Source organism: Limnohabitans sp. WS1 (genome assembly GCF_003063265.1).
Lineage (GTDB): Bacteria > Pseudomonadota > Gammaproteobacteria > Burkholderiales > Burkholderiaceae_C > Limnohabitans_A.
The window spans coordinates 23,596-42,053 of the sequence record NZ_NERU01000021.1; the positions used below are offsets into that span (position 1 = coordinate 23,596).

Sequence of the window (18,458 nt, forward strand, 5' to 3'; positions counted from 1 at the left end):
TGCCTCCTGTAGGAGCGACGCCCTCGTCGCGATCACCCTCGCAGACCACCAAGAATCGCCCCGAGGGCGGGGCTCCTACAAAATGCAGCTTGCCTCCTGTAGGAGCGACGCCCCCGTCGCGAAAAGCCTCGCAGGCCACCAAGAATCGCCCCGGGGGCGGGGCTCCTACAAAATGCAGCTTGCCTCCTGTAGGAGCGACGCCCCCGTCGCGATCACCCTCGCAGACCACCAAGAATCGCCCCGGGGGCGGGGCTCCTACAAAATGCAGCTTGCCTCCTGTAGGAGCGACGCCCTCGTCGCGAAAAGCCTCGCAGACCACCAAGAATCGCCCCGAGGGCGGGGCTCCTACAAAATGCAGGAAGCCTCCTGTAGGAGCGACGCCCCCGTCGCGATCACCCCCGCAGACCACCAAGAATCGCCCCGGGGGGCGGGGCTCACACACGGATCAAGCCTGTCACTTCAAACTGCACAGGCTGGATGCTGAGGGGTGAGTCCGAATCAATCAGGCAGCAGGGGGTGTTTGTTTAAGCACCGTGTTTCTCTGCCAAAGCCTGCGCACAAGCGTGGGCGCTGGCCCAGGCCCACTGAAAGTTGTAGCCGCCCAGCCAGCCGGTGACGTCGATCACCTCGCCAATGAAGTACAGCCCGGGCTGTTTGGACTCCATGGTTTGCGATGACACGTCGCGCGTGTCCACTCCGCCCAAGGTGACCTCGGCTTTTTTGTAGCCCTCGCTGCCCGTGGGCGTGATGCGCCAGCTGGACAATGCCTCGGCCAGTTTGTTCAGGGCCTTGTCGGGCACTTCGGCGGCAGTGCGCTGCAAGGCGGGGTCTTGGCTGATCCAGGCTTCGGCCAATCGGTTGGGCACCAACGTGGCCAGTTCGTTGCCCAGCAGTTTTTTTGAGCGCAATTTGGCCTCTTGCAGGCGCTCGGGCAGGTTCACCTCGGGGGCCAGGTTCAGGCGAATGGGGGTGCCTTCTTGCCAGTAGCTTGAAATTTGCAGCACGCCCGGTCCCGACAAGCCCCGGTGTGTGAACAAAAGGTCTTCGTCAAAGTGCATGCGGTTTTTTTTCTCGCCCGTCTCGATGCCCACGGGTAAAGCCAGACCGGCCAGCTGCGCATAGGGTGCCCAAGCCGCGCCGTCAAAAGTCAGGGGCACCAGGCCGGGTCGGCGCTCCACCAGACGCAGACCAAACTGGCTGGCGATGCGGTAGCCCCAGTCGCTCGCCCCTATTTTGGGAATGGACAGGCCGCCTGTGGCCACCACCAGTGCGGTGGTTTGAATTGGGCCATCGGAGGTATCGAGGGTGTAGTAGGTCTTGTCTTCGGTGGGGGCATGCACCGACTTGACGCTGCAGCCCGTGCGGATGTCCACGCCGCCCGCCGTGCATTCGGCCAGCAGCATGCGGATGATGTCTTCAGCCGAATGGTCGCAAAACAGTTGGCCTTTGTGCTTTTCGTGAAAAGCGATGCCGTGCTTTTGCACCAGATCGATGAAGTCTTGTGGGGTGTAGCGCGACAGGGCCGAGCGGCAAAAGTGCGGGTTTTGGCTGATGAAGTGCTTTTGCGGTGCCGAAGCGTCGAGCAGCCGGTTGGTGAAGTTGCAGCGCCCACCGCCGGAGATGCGGATTTTTTCGGCGATTTTGTCGCAGTGGTCGATGACCAGCACCTTCAAGCCGCGCTGGCCCGCCACGCCTGCGCAAAACAAACCGGCAGCCCCGGCACCCACGATCACCACATCCAATGTCTTCATGGCGGGGAGTGTAAGGGGCTTGTGCTTGAAGGCCTGTTCAACGCCGTGCAAAACGCCCCTGGGGGCGTTCACCGCTTCAAATTCAGGACTTCATGAAGCCTTTGAGCATGCCCATGCCTTGCGCCATCAGGTCGCCACTGGGCAATTGGCCGTTTGGTGTGAGTTGGTCAACCAGTCCGGGCAAATGCTCGGACAGGTTGGAGGCCACTTCGTTCGTGGACAAGCCGGTTTTGGCGGCCAGATCCTGCAATGGGCCTTGGCCCAAAACCGATTGAATTTGCGCAGCCGAAATGGGCAAGTTGGTGTTGTTGGAGATCCACGAAGCCACGACCTCACCCAAGCCGTTTTTTTGAAAAGCACTGACCAAGCCGCTGATGCCGCCGAGCTCGGGGTTGTTGAGCAAGCCCATCACCATTTGCATCATTTTGTCCCCACCCGCACCGCCTTGGCCCGACAGGGCGGCTGTGGCTTGTTGGGCGACTTGGCCTGCGATTGAATCAAAAAGTCCCATGAATTACTCCCTTGCTCGCGGCGAAAAGTGCCGCGCGGCAAAGTCTAGTGTGTTCATGGGCTCGATTCGGTTTGCCCCGCGACAAGATGTTTGAATTTGTAATCAGGCGCAGCGGTTTAGGCGCTCAATGGCACGGGCAAAAGGTCTGCTTGTGGCTTGCCCCAGTCCCGCGCCCCTTGCACCACGTCGCCCACCACGATGATGCTGGGGCTTTGCAGGCCTTGCTGGGCCATCGTCTCGACGAGATCACCCAAGGTGGTCAAGGCTTGGCGTTGCTCAGCCAGGCTGGCGTGCTGCACGATGGCCACCGGTGTTGTGGCGGGCAGGCCTTGCAGCAAGCCTTGGCGGATGGTGCCCAAGCTGCTCACGCCCATGTAGATCACCAGCGTCAACTTGGCTTGTCGGGCGGTGTGGGCCAGTTGCGGCCAGTCGGTGCCGCTGTCACCGGGTTTGGCGTGGCCTGTGACAAACACCACGCCGTGGGCGTGCTCGCGGTGGGTCAGGGGGGCACCCAAGCTGCTCATGCCCGCCAGGCCCGAGGTGATGCCGTTGACCACCTCCACGTCAATGCCCGCTTGGCGCAGATGTTCGACTTCTTCACCGCCCCGCCCAAAGATGAAGGGGTCGCCACCTTTGAGGCGCACCACATGCTCGCCTTCTTGCACGGCGGTGATCATCAGCTTGTCGATGAAGGCCTGTGGCGTGCTTTTGCAGCCGCCGCGTTTGCCCACATGCACGATGCGGGCCGTGGGCGATGCGTGTTCGAGCACGGCTTCGTTGACCAGATCGTCGACCAGCAGCACGGTGGCGCGGGCAATGGCTCGGGCGGCTTTGAGTGTCAGCAGCTCCGGGTCACCCGGGCCTGCACCGACCAGCGTGCATGTTCCTTGGACCACAGAGGGGTCATGGCCGATTCCGTGTGGCGATGGTGCGATCGGGTGGCGGCGGGTTGGGTGCAAGTCGGAAAACGGTGTGGGAGTGCTCATGCTTGAACTTCACGCAGGATGTGTTGAACTTGCTGTGCCATGGGTTCGGGCACCGGCAGCAGGTTTTGCAAAACCAGTTCGATGTAGAGCGCCGTGGCTGCCGCATCGGTGCCAGGCAATTCGGGCATTTTGGCGAGCGAGCCTTCTTGTTGTTCCTGCACGCGCCAAGTTTGGTGGTTTTTGAACACATCCATGGCCGGTGTGCGCCGGGCATCGGCCACGCTCTCGCCTTCGGTGCCGCGCAGCAGCAGGGCGTGCTGGCCGGTCAGGGCAAAGGTGGCGGACATGGACTGCAAATATTCGGGGTGCGTGTAGCTGCCCACCACCAAGGCGGGGCCGTCGCAGGGGTTCATGAGCTTGACCAGGCTGTGCCCAGGGTTGCGCAGGCCCACCACGCGGCGCACGGCCAGCAGCTTGTGCAGCCCAGCATTCAGCACCTCAGTGGGCACAAACACCACTTCACCGGCTTTCACGTGGGGCGAGGTGTTGGATGACGAAATGCCCAATTCGACCAACACCGCTTGACTGCCCACGCGTTTGTCTTCGGTGGCTGTGCCGTGCATCACCACCGCCACACCTTGGCGGGCCAGCAGCAGGGCCAGCAGCGGCGTGAGCACGGGCAGTTTGCGGGCACCGTTGTAGCTGGGCAGCACCACGGTGTGGGCATGGCCCGAGCGAACTTGGTTCAGCCGAGCGTGTGTGGCGTCCAGAAAACCGGCCATCTCTTCGGGCGTTTCGCCCTTGATGCGCATGGCGATGCAAAAAGCGCCCAACTCCAGGTCACTCACCTGTTGGTCAAGGATTTGACCCATCAGGTCAGCGGCTTGCTCGCGACCGAGTGCGCGTGCGCCGTCTTTGCCGCGTCCGATGTCCTTGATGTAGTGGCTGATACCCATGTGGTTAATTGTGAAGCAAGCTTGATAACTGTTCGTTATATAGGTATGTCTATTGCCTTTTGTAGGAGCCCCGCCCTCGGGGCGATGGGGGGTGGTCTGCGAGGGTGATCGCGACGAGGGCGTCGCTCCTACGGGGGAAGGCCCCGCATTTTGTAGGAGCCCCGCCCCCGGGGCGATGGTGTTTTTGTAGGAGCCCCGCCCCCGGGGCGATTCTTGGTGGTCTGCGAGGGTTATCGCGACGGGGGCGTCGCTCCTACGGGGGGCGCCACCATCCCGTGCCGAACCTTGGTGTCGGCACAAGCGGGCGAGGCCCAAAACGCCTGCATGGCCTGCACCGCTTGTGCTTGCACACTGGTCGCCGCCACACTGCCTGAAAACGTGGTGATGATCTCCACCCCCGGTGGCAGGCCGCCCACGATGGTGATGCCGGGCACGCCCAGCATTTCGCTCAGTTGCTGAAAGCCCAGCGCCACTTCGCCTTGTGCGATCAGCTGCCCCACGGGCACGCCAGGTTGGGCTTGCACCATGCGGTCTTTGATCTGGTCGGCAATGCCCCAAACCTCGAACTGCTTGGCCAGTTGCACACCGCTGGGCCCGGTGGAATAGCCCAGCGTGCGGGCCGAGAGGATGGCCGCCTTGAGCGCGGCTTCACTGGAGATGTCGGGCGCTGGAGCCCCTGCTGGCACCGCCACGGCCACGCTCGATTGCACCAGGTCCACCCGGCTGCCCGCCTGCACATGGCCGCTGGCGACCAATTTGTCGATGGCATCGCTGGCCAGCATGACGCAGTCAAAGGCTTCGCCCGCTTGCACGCGTTGGGCCGCAGCGACACCGCCCACCGACTCGACCAGCACCTGAACGTCAGGCGCTTGCGCGTCGTACAGCGCTACCAGGTCGGCCAGCAAGGCCTTGGTGGCCATGGAAGAAATCAGTCGGATTGTGGTCATGGTGAGATGTTGGAATGGGGTGAATTTGTGGGAGCGACGCCCCCGTCGCGATGGATTCGCGTCGAATGGCGTATGCCAAGGCACCCTCGCGACGAGGGCGTCGCTCCCACAAGGATTATCGCCAAGCCCCCTGCGGTGAGCCATGCCCCGCTTAAACTCGCTGCTATGCAAATTTTGGGTATCGAATCTTCTTGCGACGAAACCGGTGTGGCCTTGGTGGAAACCAAGGGCAGCGCCATGCCGCGTCTGTTGTCCCACGCGCTCTACAGCCAAATCGAGATGCACCAGGCCTATGGCGGCGTGGTGCCCGAACTGGCCAGCCGCGACCACATCCGCCGGGTGCTGCCGCTGACCCGCCAGGTGCTGGCCGAGGCGGGGGCCACTTTGGCCGACATCGACGTGGTGGCCTACACCCGGGGGCCGGGCTTGGCCGGGGCGCTCTTGGTGGGCTCGGGCGTGGCCTGTGCGCTGGCGGCATCTTTGGGCAAGCCGGTGCTGGGCGTGCACCATTTGGAGGGGCATTTGCTCTCGCCTTTTTTGAGTGCCGACCCGCCCGAGTTTCCCTTCATCGCTTTGCTGGTGTCGGGCGGCCACACGCAGCTGATGCGGGTGGACGCCGTAGGCCGCTACGAGTTGCTGGGCGAGACGATTGACGACGCCGCAGGCGAAGCCTTTGACAAGTCGGCCAAGCTCATGGGCCTGCCTTACCCCGGTGGCCCGGGCCTGTCGCGCCTGGCCGAGCAGGGCAATCCTGCGGCCTACAAGCTGCCGCGCCCGCTGCTGCACAGTGGCGATCTGGACTTTTCTTTTGCAGGCCTCAAAACCGCGGTGCTGACTCAAAGTCAAAAAATCGGCCCTGCCGCCCACACAGAATGCGCTCCCGAGCGGGCCGACCTGGCCGCATCGACCCAAGCCGCGATTGTGGAGGTGCTGGTGAAAAAGTCGATGACGGCCCTCAAAACCAGCGGCTTGAAGCGCCTGGTGGTGGCGGGTGGCGTGGGGGCCAACCGCGAGCTGCGGGCTCAGTTGAATGCCGCCTGCGCCAAAGCCCATGTGCGCGTGCACTACCCCGAGTTGCACCTGTGCACCGACAACGGGGCCATGATCGCCATGGCCGCCGCCATGCGCTTGCAAGCCGGGGCGCAAACGGCCGAGGCGCGTTACAGCTTCGATGTGAAACCGCGTTGGCCTTTGCACGAGCTGGCCGGTTCTTGAATCGCCCCAAAACCTGCCGAAACAAGCCCTGCTGGAATGCGGGTTAACCCCATGGCCTGTGCGCTGACTGGTTAAACTTCCGCCCTTTGCTTGCCAGGGCCGGGTCACGGTCCTGCGCCCCATTTGCCATGTATTCATTGCCTTTTTTCTCGCGCCGCGCATTGCTGGCCTGTGTGGTCACGCTGTGTGGGGTCGGTGCCCATGCCCAGTCGCCCGCACCCATTCGTTTGGCCTTGATCGAGGGGCTCAGTGGCCCTTTTGCCAATACCGGCGAGTCGGTGGTGCGCAACATTGCTTGGGCGGTGGAGCGTGTCAATGCCCGGGGTGGCGTCAAGACATCGCAGGGCCTGCGGCCCATGGTGCTGGAGCGCTACGACAGCAAGGGCCAAAGCGAAGAAGCTTTGTCGGCCCTCAAGTCGGCCATCGACGATGGCGCACAAGTGGTGTTGCAGGGCAACTCGTCGGCCAATGCAGCGGCCCTGATCGATGCCATCAACAAACACAATGAGCGTGAACCGGCCAAACGTGTGTTGTTTTTGAATTACTCGGCCGTTGACCCCGCTTTGACCAACGAAAAATGCAGCTTTTGGCACTTTCGCTTTGATGCGCATGCCGACATGCGCATGGCTGCGTTGATGCAAGTGCTGCGCGAAGACCAACAAGTCCAGTCGGCCTACCTGATCGGTCAAGACTACAGCTTTGGCCAAGCTGTGCTGCGTGAGGCCAAGCGCCAGTTGGCCGAACAGCGACCCGATGTGAAGATCGTGGGGGACGAGTTGCACCCCATGGGCCGGGTCAAAGACTTTTTGCCTTATGCGGCCAAGATCAAGGCCAGCGGGGCGCAAGCGGTCATCACCGGCAATTGGGGCAATGACTTGACGCTCTTGGTCAAGGCGGCCCGTGAGGCGGGCTACGAAGGCAAGTTCTACACCTTTTATGGCAACGCCCTGGGTGCGCCTGCGGCCATTGGCGAGGCCGGTGTGGGCCGGGTGATTGCGGTGGCCGATTGGCTGCCCAATGTGCCAGGCAAGGCCAGTGAGGCTTTTTACCAAGCCTTTCGCCAGCGCTTTCCCAAACCGGCCGAAGACTATGTCCATGTGCGCATGCAATTGATGGTGGAGGCTTTGGCCCAATCCATTGAAAAGGCCGGCCACACCGATCCTTTGGCCGTGGCCTTGCAGCTTGAAAAATCCCGTGTCAGCACCGCCGGGCAAACGGGCCAAATGCGTGCGCAAGACCACCAATTTCAGCAAGGCCTGGTGGTCGGCCTCATGCAACGCCAGGGCACACCGGGCGTGCCTTTTGATGTGGAGGGCTCGGGTTATGGTTTCAAAGTGGTGCGCCAAATTCCAGCGGAGCAGGCCCGTTTGCCCACCACTTGCAAGATGCAGCGCCCAGCGGGTGCTTGATGGGGCGAACCCCTTCAGGCCCACCCGAAGGGCGTTTTTGGCCAATTGAAACAGGATGTAATAAGTCGTCCAACAGTCTTTTTGAATTCAAAATTGATTATTAAGATGTAAAAAACTTTGAAATCAGTGTTTAAGTGACTTTCCAAAAAAGTCGATATATCTGGTTTTCATCCGCCCCCCATGCGCTGGGCACATCTTTTTGAACCTGTTTGAACCCCTCAAAGGCCCAAGTCATGACGCTCGAAAATTACTTCAACAGCAGTTTTCAATCCGACGTTGCCAAGTTGCAATTTCGCTGGGTCCCTCAAGTGCTCAAAGACATTCTTCAAGACCAGGAGCTGGTGCTGTTTGGGGGCAAAAATTGGTCAACGGTTGAAGAAGACCTGGCCCTCATCGATCCCGAAAACCGGCCTCAGTTCATACTTTGCCTTTTTGCGCTGGTGGCCACCGACCAGTGCATGCAGTCTTATTTCAAAGCCCACTACGCACACTGGCGCAGCCAGACGGGTTACCCCAAATTTGGCTGGACGCGATTTGGCCTTTACAACGAAAACCCATTGAAGCTTCTTTCGGTGCCCGATGTGGCCGGGCTGGTGGATGTCGGACTCAGCACCGCCTTGCTGCCGGAATTCACGGCCTTTTACCGCCAGCAAATCCAGGATTACGTCCGTCAACACTGCCCCGAACTGACGGCCGAGCATTTCTTTGGCCAGTTGTGCCGAGACGCCATTTTTGAGCTGCACGATGGCACGCTGGTGCCCGCATTCAAACAGGCCATGTACACCCTGATGCAAGCCGATGCCTGTCCAAGCGATGCCGGTGATGCTTACCTGATGGCGGCCTGAGACTGGCCCCTTGCGGTTGACAGGCTGGACAAGGACATGTCGAGTCCTTGCCTGAAGATGCCCCCCATCGGCTCAGGCCTGTCCCGGCTCAAAAGGTGTGCGGGCCTCGGACTCCAGACCCTGGCAGAGTTTTTCCAGCAAGTGGGTCAGCGCTTCTTGTTCGTCTTGCGACAGCGGAGACAAAAGCCGATCTGAAGCTTGCTGCGCCAAATGTTGCGCTTGGGCAAACGCCTCCTGCCCTGAGGCCGAGACCTTGATCGTCCATTTGCGCCGGTCGGTGGTGCTGGCCTGACGGGTCAACCAGCCGCGTGTTTCCAGCCCGCGCACCACATGCAAGACCGTTACTTTGTCCAGACCCAAGGCCCGTGCCAAGCGGGCTTGGTCCATGGTTTGGCTGTGCATGAGCATGTGCAAGACGCCGAACTGCGGAGGGGTCAGTTTCAGGCTTTGGCATTCGTTTTCAAACAAGCCCACCGACAGTTGGTGGGCCCGTCTGAGCAAAAAGCCAGGGCGACGGTACAAGGGGGTCACGGCAGGGCCTCTTCAAGCGTTCAGGGTTTGACCCAATAGGCGGCATCGGATCGAGGGGTAGCATCTACACGGCTGATATCGTTAGCATGCTAACCAATAACAGCACGATTGGCCTCCCCGAAAACCCTTGCCTGGGTGTCTGAAGCTGTCCTGCCACAGGGCGCTTGTTGAACCCCTTGTTCATCGAAATGCCTTGCACCATGCCCATCGCAGAAAACTACATCTTTGGCCAATGGGTCAAGGACCATGCCCCCGCCCAGCGCGGCGATTCGATCAACCCCGCCACGGGCGAAAAAGCCGCCCAATTTGTGGCCGCCAGCGTGCAAGAGGTGGACGCAGCCATCGCCTGCGCCCGCACCGCCTTTGAAACCACCACCTGGTCGCAGCAGCCCAAACTGCGCTCGGACGTGCTGCGCTTGTTTGCTGATCGCTTGGAACACAACAAGGCCCAGGTCGTGCAGACGCTGGTGCAGCTCAATGGCAAGTTACAACGCGAGGCCGAGGGCGAAGTCATGGCCGGCATTTCGGAGCTGCGTTATTACGCCGGGCTGGCCCGCAACCTGTTTGGCCGCGTCATCGAGATGGAGCCCGAGGTGTACTCGCACATCGAGCGCGAAGCCATTGGCGTGGCGGCGATCATCGTGCCCTGGAACGCGCCCGTGACTTTGCTGGTGCGCTCTTTGGCCTCCGCGCTGGCGGCAGGCTGCACCGTGGTGATCAAGGCCGCGCACCAGACCGCGCTGGTGCACACCCAGGTCATGGCCTGTTTGGTGGCCGACGAGCGCATTCCGGCCGGCGTCATCAACTCCTTCATCGAGCAAGACATTGTGGCCACGCAGCACCTGTGTTCGCACCCCGAGGTCGATGTCATCAGCTTCACCGGTTCGACCCATGTGGGCAAGCAAATCGCCTTGTCCACCGCCAAGAACCTGACCCGCTTGTCGTTGGAGCTGGGCGGCAAAGCCCCGGCCATCGTGCGATCGGACGCCGACTTGACTGCCGCTGTGCGCGGCATTGTGGGTGGCGCTTGTGTCATGGCCGGTCAAATGTGCACCGCCATCAGCCGGGTGCTGGTGCACGAATCGGTGGCTGCCGACTTTTCGGCGCAACTGGCCCAAGCTTTGGCGCAGGTCAAAGTGGGGCCGGGTGACCAGCCCAGCTCGGGCATGGGGCCGCTGATCGATCAGCGCAACCAAGCCCGCTTGCTGGACGAAGTGCGCGCGGCCGCGCAAGACTGCCGCGTGCTGCTGGCCGGTCGTGTGCCCGATGACACGCCCCGGGGCGGCGCGTTCATCACACCATCGCTCGTGGCCACTCAAGACCTGAACAGCCATTTTGTGCAGGACGAAATTTTTGGCCCCTTGGTCACGCTGGAAACCTTTGCCACCGACACCGAAGCGGTGGATCGGGCCAACGCCACGCGTTATGGCTTGGCCGCTTCGGTGTGGACCCAGGACCACCGCGCTGCCCGCAAGATCGCCCGGCACATCAAGTTTGGCAATGTGTGGGTCAACGCGCACAACCGCTTGTTTGCCGAGATCGAAACCGGCGGCTACCGCCAAAGCGGTTTTGGGCGTTTGCACGGCGTCGAAGGCCTGAACGACTTCATGGAAACCAAGCATGTGTTCATGCCCTGCAACGATTGAGCCCCATCGATGACCGATTCGACCACCCCTGAGACACAGCACACCACCGCCCGTTACTTTTTGGAAGGCCTGCAAGAGACAGGCATCCGTTACCTGTTTTCCAACCTGGGCACCGACCATGTGACCCTGATCGACGAGATGGCCCGCCTGCAAGCCGAGGGCCAGGCCATGCCCGAGGTGGTGCTGTGCCCGCATGAAAACGTGGCCATCCACATGGCCGGGGGTTACGCCGCCGTCACGGGGCAAGGGCAGGGCGTCATGGTGCATGTGGACGCTGGCACCGCCAACGCGGCCATGGGCATGCACAACCTGATGCGGGCGCGTTTGCCGGTGCTGCTGATGGCGGGCAAAGCCCCCTATGCCCTGCACGGCGAAGTGCCCGGTGCCCGCGACAACTATGTGCACTATGTGCAGGACCCGTTCGACATCGCCTCTTTGGTGCGCCCCTACGTCAAGTGGGACTACAACCTGCCCTCGGGCGTGGTGGCCAAAGAGGTGGTGCGCCGCGCCCACAGCGTCATGCACACCGAGCCTGCGGGCCCGGTTTACATGACGCTGCCACGCGAGACACTGGCCGAGTCGTGGTCCTCTGAGCAGGTCAAGTCGTATCCCGCGGCCCGCTACGGCGCGGTGCGCATGGGGGCCTTGCCCTTTGAGGCCACGCTGCAGATTGCCCGCGAGTTGATGGCGGCCGAGAATCCTCTGGTCATCACTTCCTATTTGGGCCGCAAGCCCGAGGCGGTGCAGGCGCTGGAAGCGTTGGCCGAGTTGTGTGGCATTCGGGTGGTGGAGTTCAGCCCCACTTGGCTGTGCATCTCGCGCGAATCGCCGTGCTTTTTTGGCTTTGACCCGACCCCGCTCTTGCATGAGACCGATTGGGGTTTGCTGCTGGACATCGACGTGCCCTGGCTGCCGCACCAGACCCGCCCCCGCGAAGACACCCGCTGGGTGCACATCGACGTGGACCCGATCAAGAAAGATTTTCCAGCCTGGGGTTTTGCCAGTGATGTGCGCTGGCCGGCCGACTGTGCGCAGGCCTTGCGCGACCTGCACCAAGCCGTCATGGACTTGGCCGACGAGGCCTTTCACCAACGCGTGGCCGAGCGCATGGCCCACTGGCCCGCACAGCGCCAGCAGCGGCTGGCGCGTGTGGCCGCCGCTGCACAAAACCCGGGCACAGAAGACGCGCTCAATCCGGCTTGGGTGTGCGCCCAGATTGGCCTGCAGCTGCGCCCTGACGACGTGGTCATCAACGAAGCCATCCGCAATTCGCCCGCCGTGTTGCAGCAAATACCGCGCACCCGCCCCATGAGTTTTTTGGGGGGCGCAGGTGGCGGCCTGGGCTACAGCGGCGGCATGGCGCTGGGTGTCAAGCTGGCACGGCCCAATGACCGGGTAGTCCACATCGAAGGCGATGGCGGTTTTCACTTCTCCACGCCCACGTCGGTGTATGCCGTGGCGCAAGCCCAAGGCCTGCCCATCCTCACCGTGGTGCTGGACAACGGCGGCTGGCAGGCTGTCAAAGAAGCCGTATTGCGCGTGCACCCCGACGGGCCTGCGGCCCAAGCGGGCGAGTTTCAGGCCCGCCTGAGGGGCAAGCAGCGCCGCTTTGAACAAGTGGCCCAAGCCTTTGGTGCGCACGGTGAACGCGTCACCCGCGCCGAAGACTTGCCTGCGGCCATCACCCGCTGTTTGGAGGCCCTGGACGAAGGCCGTGCCGCTTTGCTGGTGGCTTCGGTAGCCAAGATTTGATTTTCACACCCCATAAAACAGGAGACAAACCATGACAACCCGCTTCACATCCCCCGCACGCCGCAAGCTGGTGGCCGCTGCCGCCTTGTCTTTGGCCGCATCTTTGGCCACTTTGGTCCCAGCCCAGTCCTGGGCGCAAGCGGCTTGGCCCAACAAGGCTGTGCGCATTGTGGTGCCGTATGCACCGGGTGGTGCCAACGACATCCTGGCCCGCGTGGTCGCTGAAAAACTCGCGCCCGCCTTGGGCCAGCCGGTGTTGGTTGAAAACAAACCCGGCGCAGGTGCTGCAGTCGGCACCGAATTCGTGGTCAAAGCCGCCCCCGATGGCTACACCTTGCTCATGGCGGCCAGTGGCCCCATCGTGTTCAACCCGGCGTTGGTGGCCAAGCTGTCCTACAACCCGATCACCGACCTGGTGCCTATTTCTTTGGCGGGCTCATTCCCCATGATCCTGGCGGTGAATGAGGCTTCGCCTGCCAAGACCTTCAACGACTTGGTTGCCCTGTCCAAGGCCAACGCCGACAAAAGCAATTACTCCTACCCCTCGGCTTCTTTTCAGCTGGTGATGGAGCTTGTCAAGGCCAAGTCCGGCCTGAAGGCTTTGAACGTGCCCTATCAGGGCAGCGCCCCATCGATCAACGCGGTGCTCACGCAAGAAGTGCAAATGACCCTGATTGACTCCGGCCCCATCGCTGCGCTGGTCAAGTCGGGCAAGCTGCGTGCCTTGGCCGTCACCTCTGAGCAGCGCCTGGCCAGCTACCCGCAGGTGCCCACGCTCAAGGAGCAGGGTATTGATTTGGCAGTGAACTTCTGGAGCGGTTTGTTGGCCCCGGCCGGCACGCCAGCGCCCATCGTCAAGCGCTTGCAAGAAGAGATGGCCCGCATCATGGCCTTGCCTGATGTGGCCGAGCGCATGGCCAAGTTGGACATCCGTCCCGTGGGCGGCAGCAGTGCCGACTTTGCCAAAACCATTGCCACCGAAATCCCTCTGTGGACCCAGGTGGCCAAAGACAACAACATCAAAGCGCAATGACGGCACCGAAACGCATCGCCATTGCCGGGGCGGGAATTGCCGGTCTGACCACGGCGCTGGCTTTGCTGCAACAGGGCTTCCAGGTCGATGTGTTCGAGCAAGCATCGCAGCTGGGCGAGTTGGGTGCGGGCTTGCAGATTTCACCCAACGGTTCGCGCGTCTTGCTGGCGCTGGGTCTGGGTGAGGCTTTGCAAGCCTGTGTCTGCCAAGCCCGGGGCAAAGAAATCCGCATGTGGAACACGGGCCAGCGCTGGAAGCTGTTTGACCTGGGCGACGATTGCCTGGCGCGTTTTGGTGCGCCTTACTGGATGGTGCACCGGGGCGATTTGCACCGGGTGCTGTTGGACGCCTTTGAGGCGCGATCAGACCGGCCTGTGCGCTTGAACGCCCGGGTGGTCCAGGCCCAAAACACCGACGTGGGCGTGTCGTTTGAGTTGAACGACGGCTCGCAACACAGTGCCGCAGCATTGCTGGCCGCCGATGGGGTGCACTCGGTGTTGCGTGAAAAGTTGTTGGGCGAAGACAAGGCGCAATTCACAGGCTTGCTGGCCTGGCGCGGTCTGGTGCCGGTGGAGCGCGTGTCTGAACACTTGCAGGCGCAGGTTGGCACCAATTGGGTCGGGCCGGGGGCGCACGTCATCACCTACCCGGTGCGCGGTGGGGCTTTGATGAACGTGGTGGGCATCATCGAGCGCGAAGGCTGGCGCAGCGAGTCCTGGACCGAGCCGGGCACCCACGCCGAGCTGCTGCAAGACTTTGGCCACTGGCATGCCGATGTGTGTGAGTTGATGTCGGCCATCGAGCAGCCCTTCAAATGGGCCTTGCTCGGCCGTGCCCCACAAACCGGCTGGGCGAAGGGCAATATCTGCCTGTTGGGCGACGCCGCGCACCCCACCTTGCCGTTTTTGGCGCAGGGGGCCAACATGGCCATCGAAGACGCTGCCGTCATGGCGCGTTGCCTGGCCTTGGATGAGCCGACCGAACACGCCTTGGCCCGCTTTGAAAAACTGCGCTGGCAGCGCACGGCCGACATCGTCAACCGGTCGCGCGACAACGCTCAGCGCTTTCACAACCCCCAGCTGTCGGACCCCGCCAAAGCGGTGGACTACGTCAGCAGCGAGTGGGAGCCCGAAAAAGTCCGCCGCCGCTACGACTGGCTGTTTGAATACGACCCCTTGAAAGTACCGCTATGAGCCTGAATGCCCCTGTGTTGGTGGTGGGTGCAGGCCCCGTGGGCATGACCCTGGCCCTGTGTCTGGCGCGTCGCGGCATCGCCTGCACCTTGGTGGAAATGCGGCCAGCCGATGCGCTGCCCGACGTCAAATGCAACCACATCTCGGCGCGCAGCATGGAGCTGTTTCGCGCTTTGGGCGTGTCCCAAGACCTGCGCGCCGCAGGCCTGCCCGACGATTACCCGCACGATGTGTCGTACCGAACCAGCACCGTCGGTCAAGAAATCGCACGCATCCACATTCCCGGGCGCAGCACCCGCCTGACCGACCACAGCGGCCCCGACGGCGATTGGCCCACGGCCGAGCCACCGCACCGCATCAACCAGCGCTACATCGAGCCGATTTTGGCGGGGCATGTGGCCCAGCAACCCTTGGTCACCACGCTGTACCGGCACCAAGTGCTGGACTTCGATCAAACCGACGGCCAGGTGAACGTGCGCATTCAAAACCTGGACACGCCCGACGCGCCGCCGCTGCTCATCCAAGCGGCCTATCTGGTGGGCTGCGACGGTGGCCGCTCGGCGGTGCGCAAAGCCATTGGGGCCAAGCTGGTGGGTGACGAGGTGGTGCAACGCGTGCAAAGCACCTGCATCCGTGCGCCGGGTCTGCTGGCACGGCTGAAGGCCCCGGCGGCCTGGGCCATGTTCACCGTCAACCCCCGGCGCAGCGGCAACATCTACGCCATCGACGGCCAAGAAGTCTGGCTCATCCACAACTACCTGCGCGACCACGAAGCCGACTTTGATGCGGTGGACCGCGATTGGGCCATCCGCACCATCCTCGGCGTGGGCGAAGATTTTGAGTACGAACAGATGAGCCGCGAAGACTGGATCGGCCGACGTCTGGTGAGTGACAAGTTGCGCGAAGGCCGCGTCTTTCTGGCCGGTGACGCCGCGCACCTGTGGGTGCCCTATGCCGGTTATGGCATGAATGCAGGCTTGGCCGATGCGGCCAATCTGGCCTGGCACCTGTCGGCGCAAATCGAAGGCTGGGCCGCGCCCGAAGCCCTGGCCGCCTACGAAAAAGAACGCCACCCGATCACCGAGCAGGTCTCGCGCTTTGCCATGAACCACGCACACGCCATGAGCCAGCGTCGCCGCGAGATTCCGCTGAATCTGGAAGAAGACAGTCCGGCAGGGCAGGCCGCCCGCGAGGCCTTTGGCCAAAACTTGTACGACCTGAACGTGCAGCAGTACTGCTGCGCTGGCTTGAACTTTGGCTATTACTACGACCAATCACCCGTCATGGTGTACGACGGCGACAAAGCGCCCGAGTACAGCATGGGCAGCTTCACGGCGTCCACGGTGCCGGGTTGCCGTGCGCCGCATTTCTGGCTGGGTGAGGGCCAGTCGCTGTACGACGCTCTGGGTCCTGCTTACACCTTGCTGTGCCTGAAGCCGGGGTTGGACGATGCGCTGCAGGCCCTGCAAGCCGCGGCCGAACACCAAGGCATGCCGCTGCGGGTGCTCGATGTGTCGGGCGTGAAAGACTTGCCGACCGAATACCAACACCCCTTGCTCATGGTGCGTGCCGATGCCCACACCGTGTGGCGTGGGCACAGCCTGGACGACAGCTCGGCTCAGGCCTTGGTGGCCACCTTGTGTGGCCGAGGCAGCCTCACTCCAGCTTGATGTTGGCCTTCTTGATCAGATCGCCAAACCGCGCAAATTCCTGACGGTTCATTTGCGCAAATTGCTCGGGCGTGATGCTGCCCGGCTCGCCACCCAGACCTTTGAGTTTGGCCTGGATGTCGGGCATTTTCAGGATTTTGGCCAGCTCGGTTTGCAGGCGCTGCGTCACTTCGGGTGGGGTGCCGGTGGTCACGAACATGCCGTACCAGGTGCTCATCTCGAAGCCGCTCACACCGGCCTCGGCCAATGTCGGCACTTGGGGTAACTCGCTGCTGCGGGTGGCGGTGGTCAGGGCCAGGGGCTTGAATTTGCCCGCCTTGATCTGGCCCATGGCCGAGGAGGTGGTGTCGAACATGATCTGCACGTTGCCGCCGATGATGTCCAGGTGCGCTTGGCTACTGCCCCGGTAGGGAACATGGATGCTTTTCACGCCCGCAGCCAGGTTGAAACCCTCGCCCGCGATGTGCTGGGTGCTGCCCACGCCGGATGAGGCGTACTTGAACTCGTTGGGCTTGGCCTTCATCAAGCTCACCAACTCGGCCACGTTGTTGGCGGGCACATTGGCACCTACGACCAGCACATTGGGCACGGTCACGATCAGGCCCACAGGCGTCAGGTCCTTGATCGGGTCAAAGCTCAGTTTGATCAGGTGCGGCGCGATGGCTTGCCCGGTGTTGGTGGCGACCAGCAGGGTGTGGCCATCGGCCGGGGCTTTGGCCGTCAGGTCGGCGGCAATGGTGTTGGAGGCACCGGGTTTGTTCTCGACCACAAACGAGCCTTTGAAGGCTTCGCCCATTTTTTCGGCCAGCATGCGGGCAATGATGTCGGTGCCGCCGCCTGCGTTGGCCCCCACCATGATGCGCACGGGCTTGTTGGGGTAGCTTTGCGCCAGGCCCAGCAAGGGCGTGGCCAGCAGGGCCGTGATCAGGATTTTCTTCAACTTCATGACAAGGTCTCCTCAGCTTGTGCTTGTGATGAACGCCTGGAAGTGGCCATGCGGGCGGCCAATTCGAAAGCGTTGGTCATGGCTTGTGGGTTGGCCACGCCTTGGCCTGCAATGTCGTACGCCGTGCCGTGGGCCGGGGTGGTGATGGGGCAGGGCAGGCCGCCATGCACCGTCACGCCTTGCTCAAAACCCATCAGCTTCATGGCAATCTGGCCTTGGTCGTGGTACATGGTCACCACGCCGTCGTAGCCGCCTGGCGAGCGGATGGCGCGAACAAAGGCGGTGTCGGCCGGAAAAGGGCCATCGGCGGCAAAGCCCAGGTCGGCAGCTTGCTGCACACCCGGGGTGATGATGCGGCCTTCCTCGTCGCCGTAGTTGCCGTTGTCCCCGTTGTGCGGATTGAGTCCACACACCGCGATGCGAGGACTGGCGACGCCCGAGGCCTGCAGGGCCTGCGAAATCATGCGGATGGCGTTCGCCACTTTGTCCGGGCTCAGCAAGCTGGAGACTTCTTTCAGGGGGACATGCGAGGTCACCCGCGCGGTCCAGAGGTTTTTGAGCACATTGAGCTCGCCACACACCCCTTGAAAGTGCATGTGCTCGGCAAACCAGCGCAGTTCGTCCTCTTGTGTCATGCCGCCTTGGCGCAGGGCAGACTTGTTCAGCGGGGCAAAACAAAATGCATCGGCCTGGCCTGAGGTCACCAGGTCCACCCCGGCGGCCAGGGCCTCGATCATGTAGCGGCCGTTGTGCGCATTGGCCACGCCGCGCTCAAAAACAGGGGCGTTCATGCCAGACCAGTCGTGCCAGACCACGTTGTCAGGAACCTGGATCGACCCTTTCTGGCCGATCAGGACGACCCGGGCGTGCGTCGTCCACGAGGGCTTTTGCAGCATTTTTTCGACCAGTTCTGGGCCGATGCCTGCAGGGTCACCGGTAAAGAGGGCGAGGGTGGGCAGAGTCATGTGAAGGCTTTCGGGCAAGTGCGCGGGTAGACAGGTGTCATCCCATATGACGGGTCATGCTAGGCAGGCGATTCAAGCCGGTCAAGCTCTGGTTTTCCCCCGTATCTTCAACCCTTGCCTTCACAAAACCCCTTCAGCCAGTGTGGCGCTCGCCCATGCCAG

Annotated in this window: 16 protein-coding genes; 8 read left to right on the top strand and 8 right to left on the bottom strand. The window is 62.3% G+C overall.

Features of this window, described 5'->3' with window-relative positions:
- Positions 1-524: 524 nt before the first annotated feature.
- From B9Z48_RS18765 to B9Z48_RS18785, 5 genes are all read right to left on the bottom strand, one after another.
- Positions 525-1,751: an NAD(P)/FAD-dependent oxidoreductase gene (locus B9Z48_RS18765; protein ID WP_108380271.1), complete on the bottom strand. Its 1,227-nt coding sequence runs from the start codon at positions 1,749-1,751 to the stop codon at positions 525-527.
- A gap of 82 nt (positions 1,752-1,833) precedes the next feature.
- Positions 1,834-2,262, bottom strand: a complete 429-nt coding sequence (locus B9Z48_RS18770) for a YidB family protein (protein WP_108380272.1) — start codon at positions 2,260-2,262, stop codon at positions 1,834-1,836.
- Positions 2,263-2,378: 116 nt separating this feature from the next.
- Positions 2,379-3,248, bottom strand: a complete 870-nt coding sequence (cobA, locus tag B9Z48_RS18775) for a uroporphyrinogen-III C-methyltransferase (protein ID WP_108380273.1) — start codon at positions 3,246-3,248, stop codon at positions 2,379-2,381.
- Positions 3,245-4,144: a DNA-binding protein YbiB gene (gene ybiB, locus B9Z48_RS18780; RefSeq protein ID WP_108380274.1), complete on the bottom strand. Its 900-nt coding sequence runs from the start codon at positions 4,142-4,144 to the stop codon at positions 3,245-3,247. The genes cobA and ybiB overlap by 4 nt, the downstream gene beginning before the upstream one ends.
- A 230-nt stretch (positions 4,145-4,374) precedes the next feature.
- Entirely contained in the window at positions 4,375-5,091 is a 717-nt protein-coding gene (locus B9Z48_RS18785) for a substrate-binding domain-containing protein (protein ID WP_108380275.1), read from the bottom strand.
- Between the two features lie 165 nt (positions 5,092-5,256).
- On the opposite strand from B9Z48_RS18785, the gene tsaD reads away from it, so the two are divergent.
- The 3 genes from tsaD to B9Z48_RS18800 all read left to right on the top strand — a co-directional run bounded on the left by tsaD (position 5,257) and on the right by B9Z48_RS18800 (position 8,560).
- Complete coding sequence (gene tsaD, locus B9Z48_RS18790; protein ID WP_108380276.1) at positions 5,257-6,306, top strand: tRNA (adenosine(37)-N6)-threonylcarbamoyltransferase complex transferase subunit TsaD; 1,050 nt, start codon at positions 5,257-5,259, stop codon at positions 6,304-6,306.
- A 128-nt stretch (positions 6,307-6,434) separates the two neighbouring features.
- Complete coding sequence (locus B9Z48_RS18795) at positions 6,435-7,715, top strand: branched-chain amino acid ABC transporter substrate-binding protein (RefSeq protein ID WP_108380277.1); 1,281 nt, start codon at positions 6,435-6,437, stop codon at positions 7,713-7,715.
- A gap of 233 nt (positions 7,716-7,948) precedes the next feature.
- Positions 7,949-8,560, top strand: coding sequence for a hypothetical protein (locus tag B9Z48_RS18800; protein WP_108380278.1), 612 nt, complete (start codon positions 7,949-7,951; stop codon positions 8,558-8,560).
- 72 nt (positions 8,561-8,632) lie between these two features.
- Here B9Z48_RS18800 and B9Z48_RS18805 read toward each other — a convergent pair whose 3' ends face one another.
- A complete protein-coding gene (locus B9Z48_RS18805) occupies positions 8,633-9,091 on the bottom strand; it encodes a MarR family winged helix-turn-helix transcriptional regulator (RefSeq protein ID WP_108380279.1) in 459 nt (152 codons plus the stop codon).
- Between the two features lie 200 nt (positions 9,092-9,291).
- On the opposite strand from B9Z48_RS18805, the gene B9Z48_RS18810 reads away from it, so the two are divergent.
- Genes B9Z48_RS18810 through B9Z48_RS18830 form a run of 5 tightly spaced genes read left to right on the top strand, consistent with a single transcriptional unit; the run spans position 9,292 to position 16,385 of the window.
- Positions 9,292-10,737, top strand: coding sequence for an aldehyde dehydrogenase family protein (locus tag B9Z48_RS18810; protein ID WP_108380298.1), 1,446 nt, complete (start codon positions 9,292-9,294; stop codon positions 10,735-10,737).
- 9 nt (positions 10,738-10,746) lie between these two features.
- The gene (locus B9Z48_RS18815; RefSeq protein ID WP_089963183.1) at positions 10,747-12,489 is read left to right on the top strand and encodes a thiamine pyrophosphate-requiring protein; all 1,743 of its coding nucleotides are present in this window, start codon (positions 10,747-10,749) and stop codon (positions 12,487-12,489) included.
- A gap of 31 nt (positions 12,490-12,520) precedes the next feature.
- A complete protein-coding gene (locus tag B9Z48_RS18820; protein ID WP_089963181.1) occupies positions 12,521-13,522 on the top strand; it encodes a tripartite tricarboxylate transporter substrate binding protein in 1,002 nt (333 codons plus the stop codon).
- Entirely contained in the window at positions 13,519-14,715 is a 1,197-nt protein-coding gene (locus tag B9Z48_RS18825) for an FAD-dependent monooxygenase (RefSeq protein ID WP_089963178.1), read from the top strand. Before B9Z48_RS18820 ends, B9Z48_RS18825 begins: the two co-directional genes overlap by 4 nt.
- Entirely contained in the window at positions 14,712-16,385 is a 1,674-nt protein-coding gene (locus B9Z48_RS18830; RefSeq protein ID WP_108380280.1) for an FAD-dependent oxidoreductase, read from the top strand. Before B9Z48_RS18825 ends, B9Z48_RS18830 begins: the two co-directional genes overlap by 4 nt.
- Here B9Z48_RS18830 and B9Z48_RS18835 read toward each other — a convergent pair.
- Positions 16,372-17,331 carry a tripartite tricarboxylate transporter substrate binding protein gene (locus B9Z48_RS18835; protein WP_108380281.1) on the bottom strand — a complete coding sequence of 320 codons (960 nt, stop codon included), beginning with the start codon at positions 17,329-17,331 and terminating at the stop codon, positions 16,372-16,374. The two genes, B9Z48_RS18830 and B9Z48_RS18835, sit on opposite strands and share 14 nt — an antisense overlap.
- Positions 17,328-18,296 (bottom strand): 4-hydroxythreonine-4-phosphate dehydrogenase PdxA, encoded by a 969-nt coding sequence (locus B9Z48_RS18840; protein ID WP_108380282.1) that lies wholly within the window; start codon positions 18,294-18,296, stop codon positions 17,328-17,330. The genes B9Z48_RS18835 and B9Z48_RS18840 overlap by 4 nt, the downstream gene beginning before the upstream one ends.
- Between the last annotated feature and the right edge of the window lie 162 nt (positions 18,297-18,458).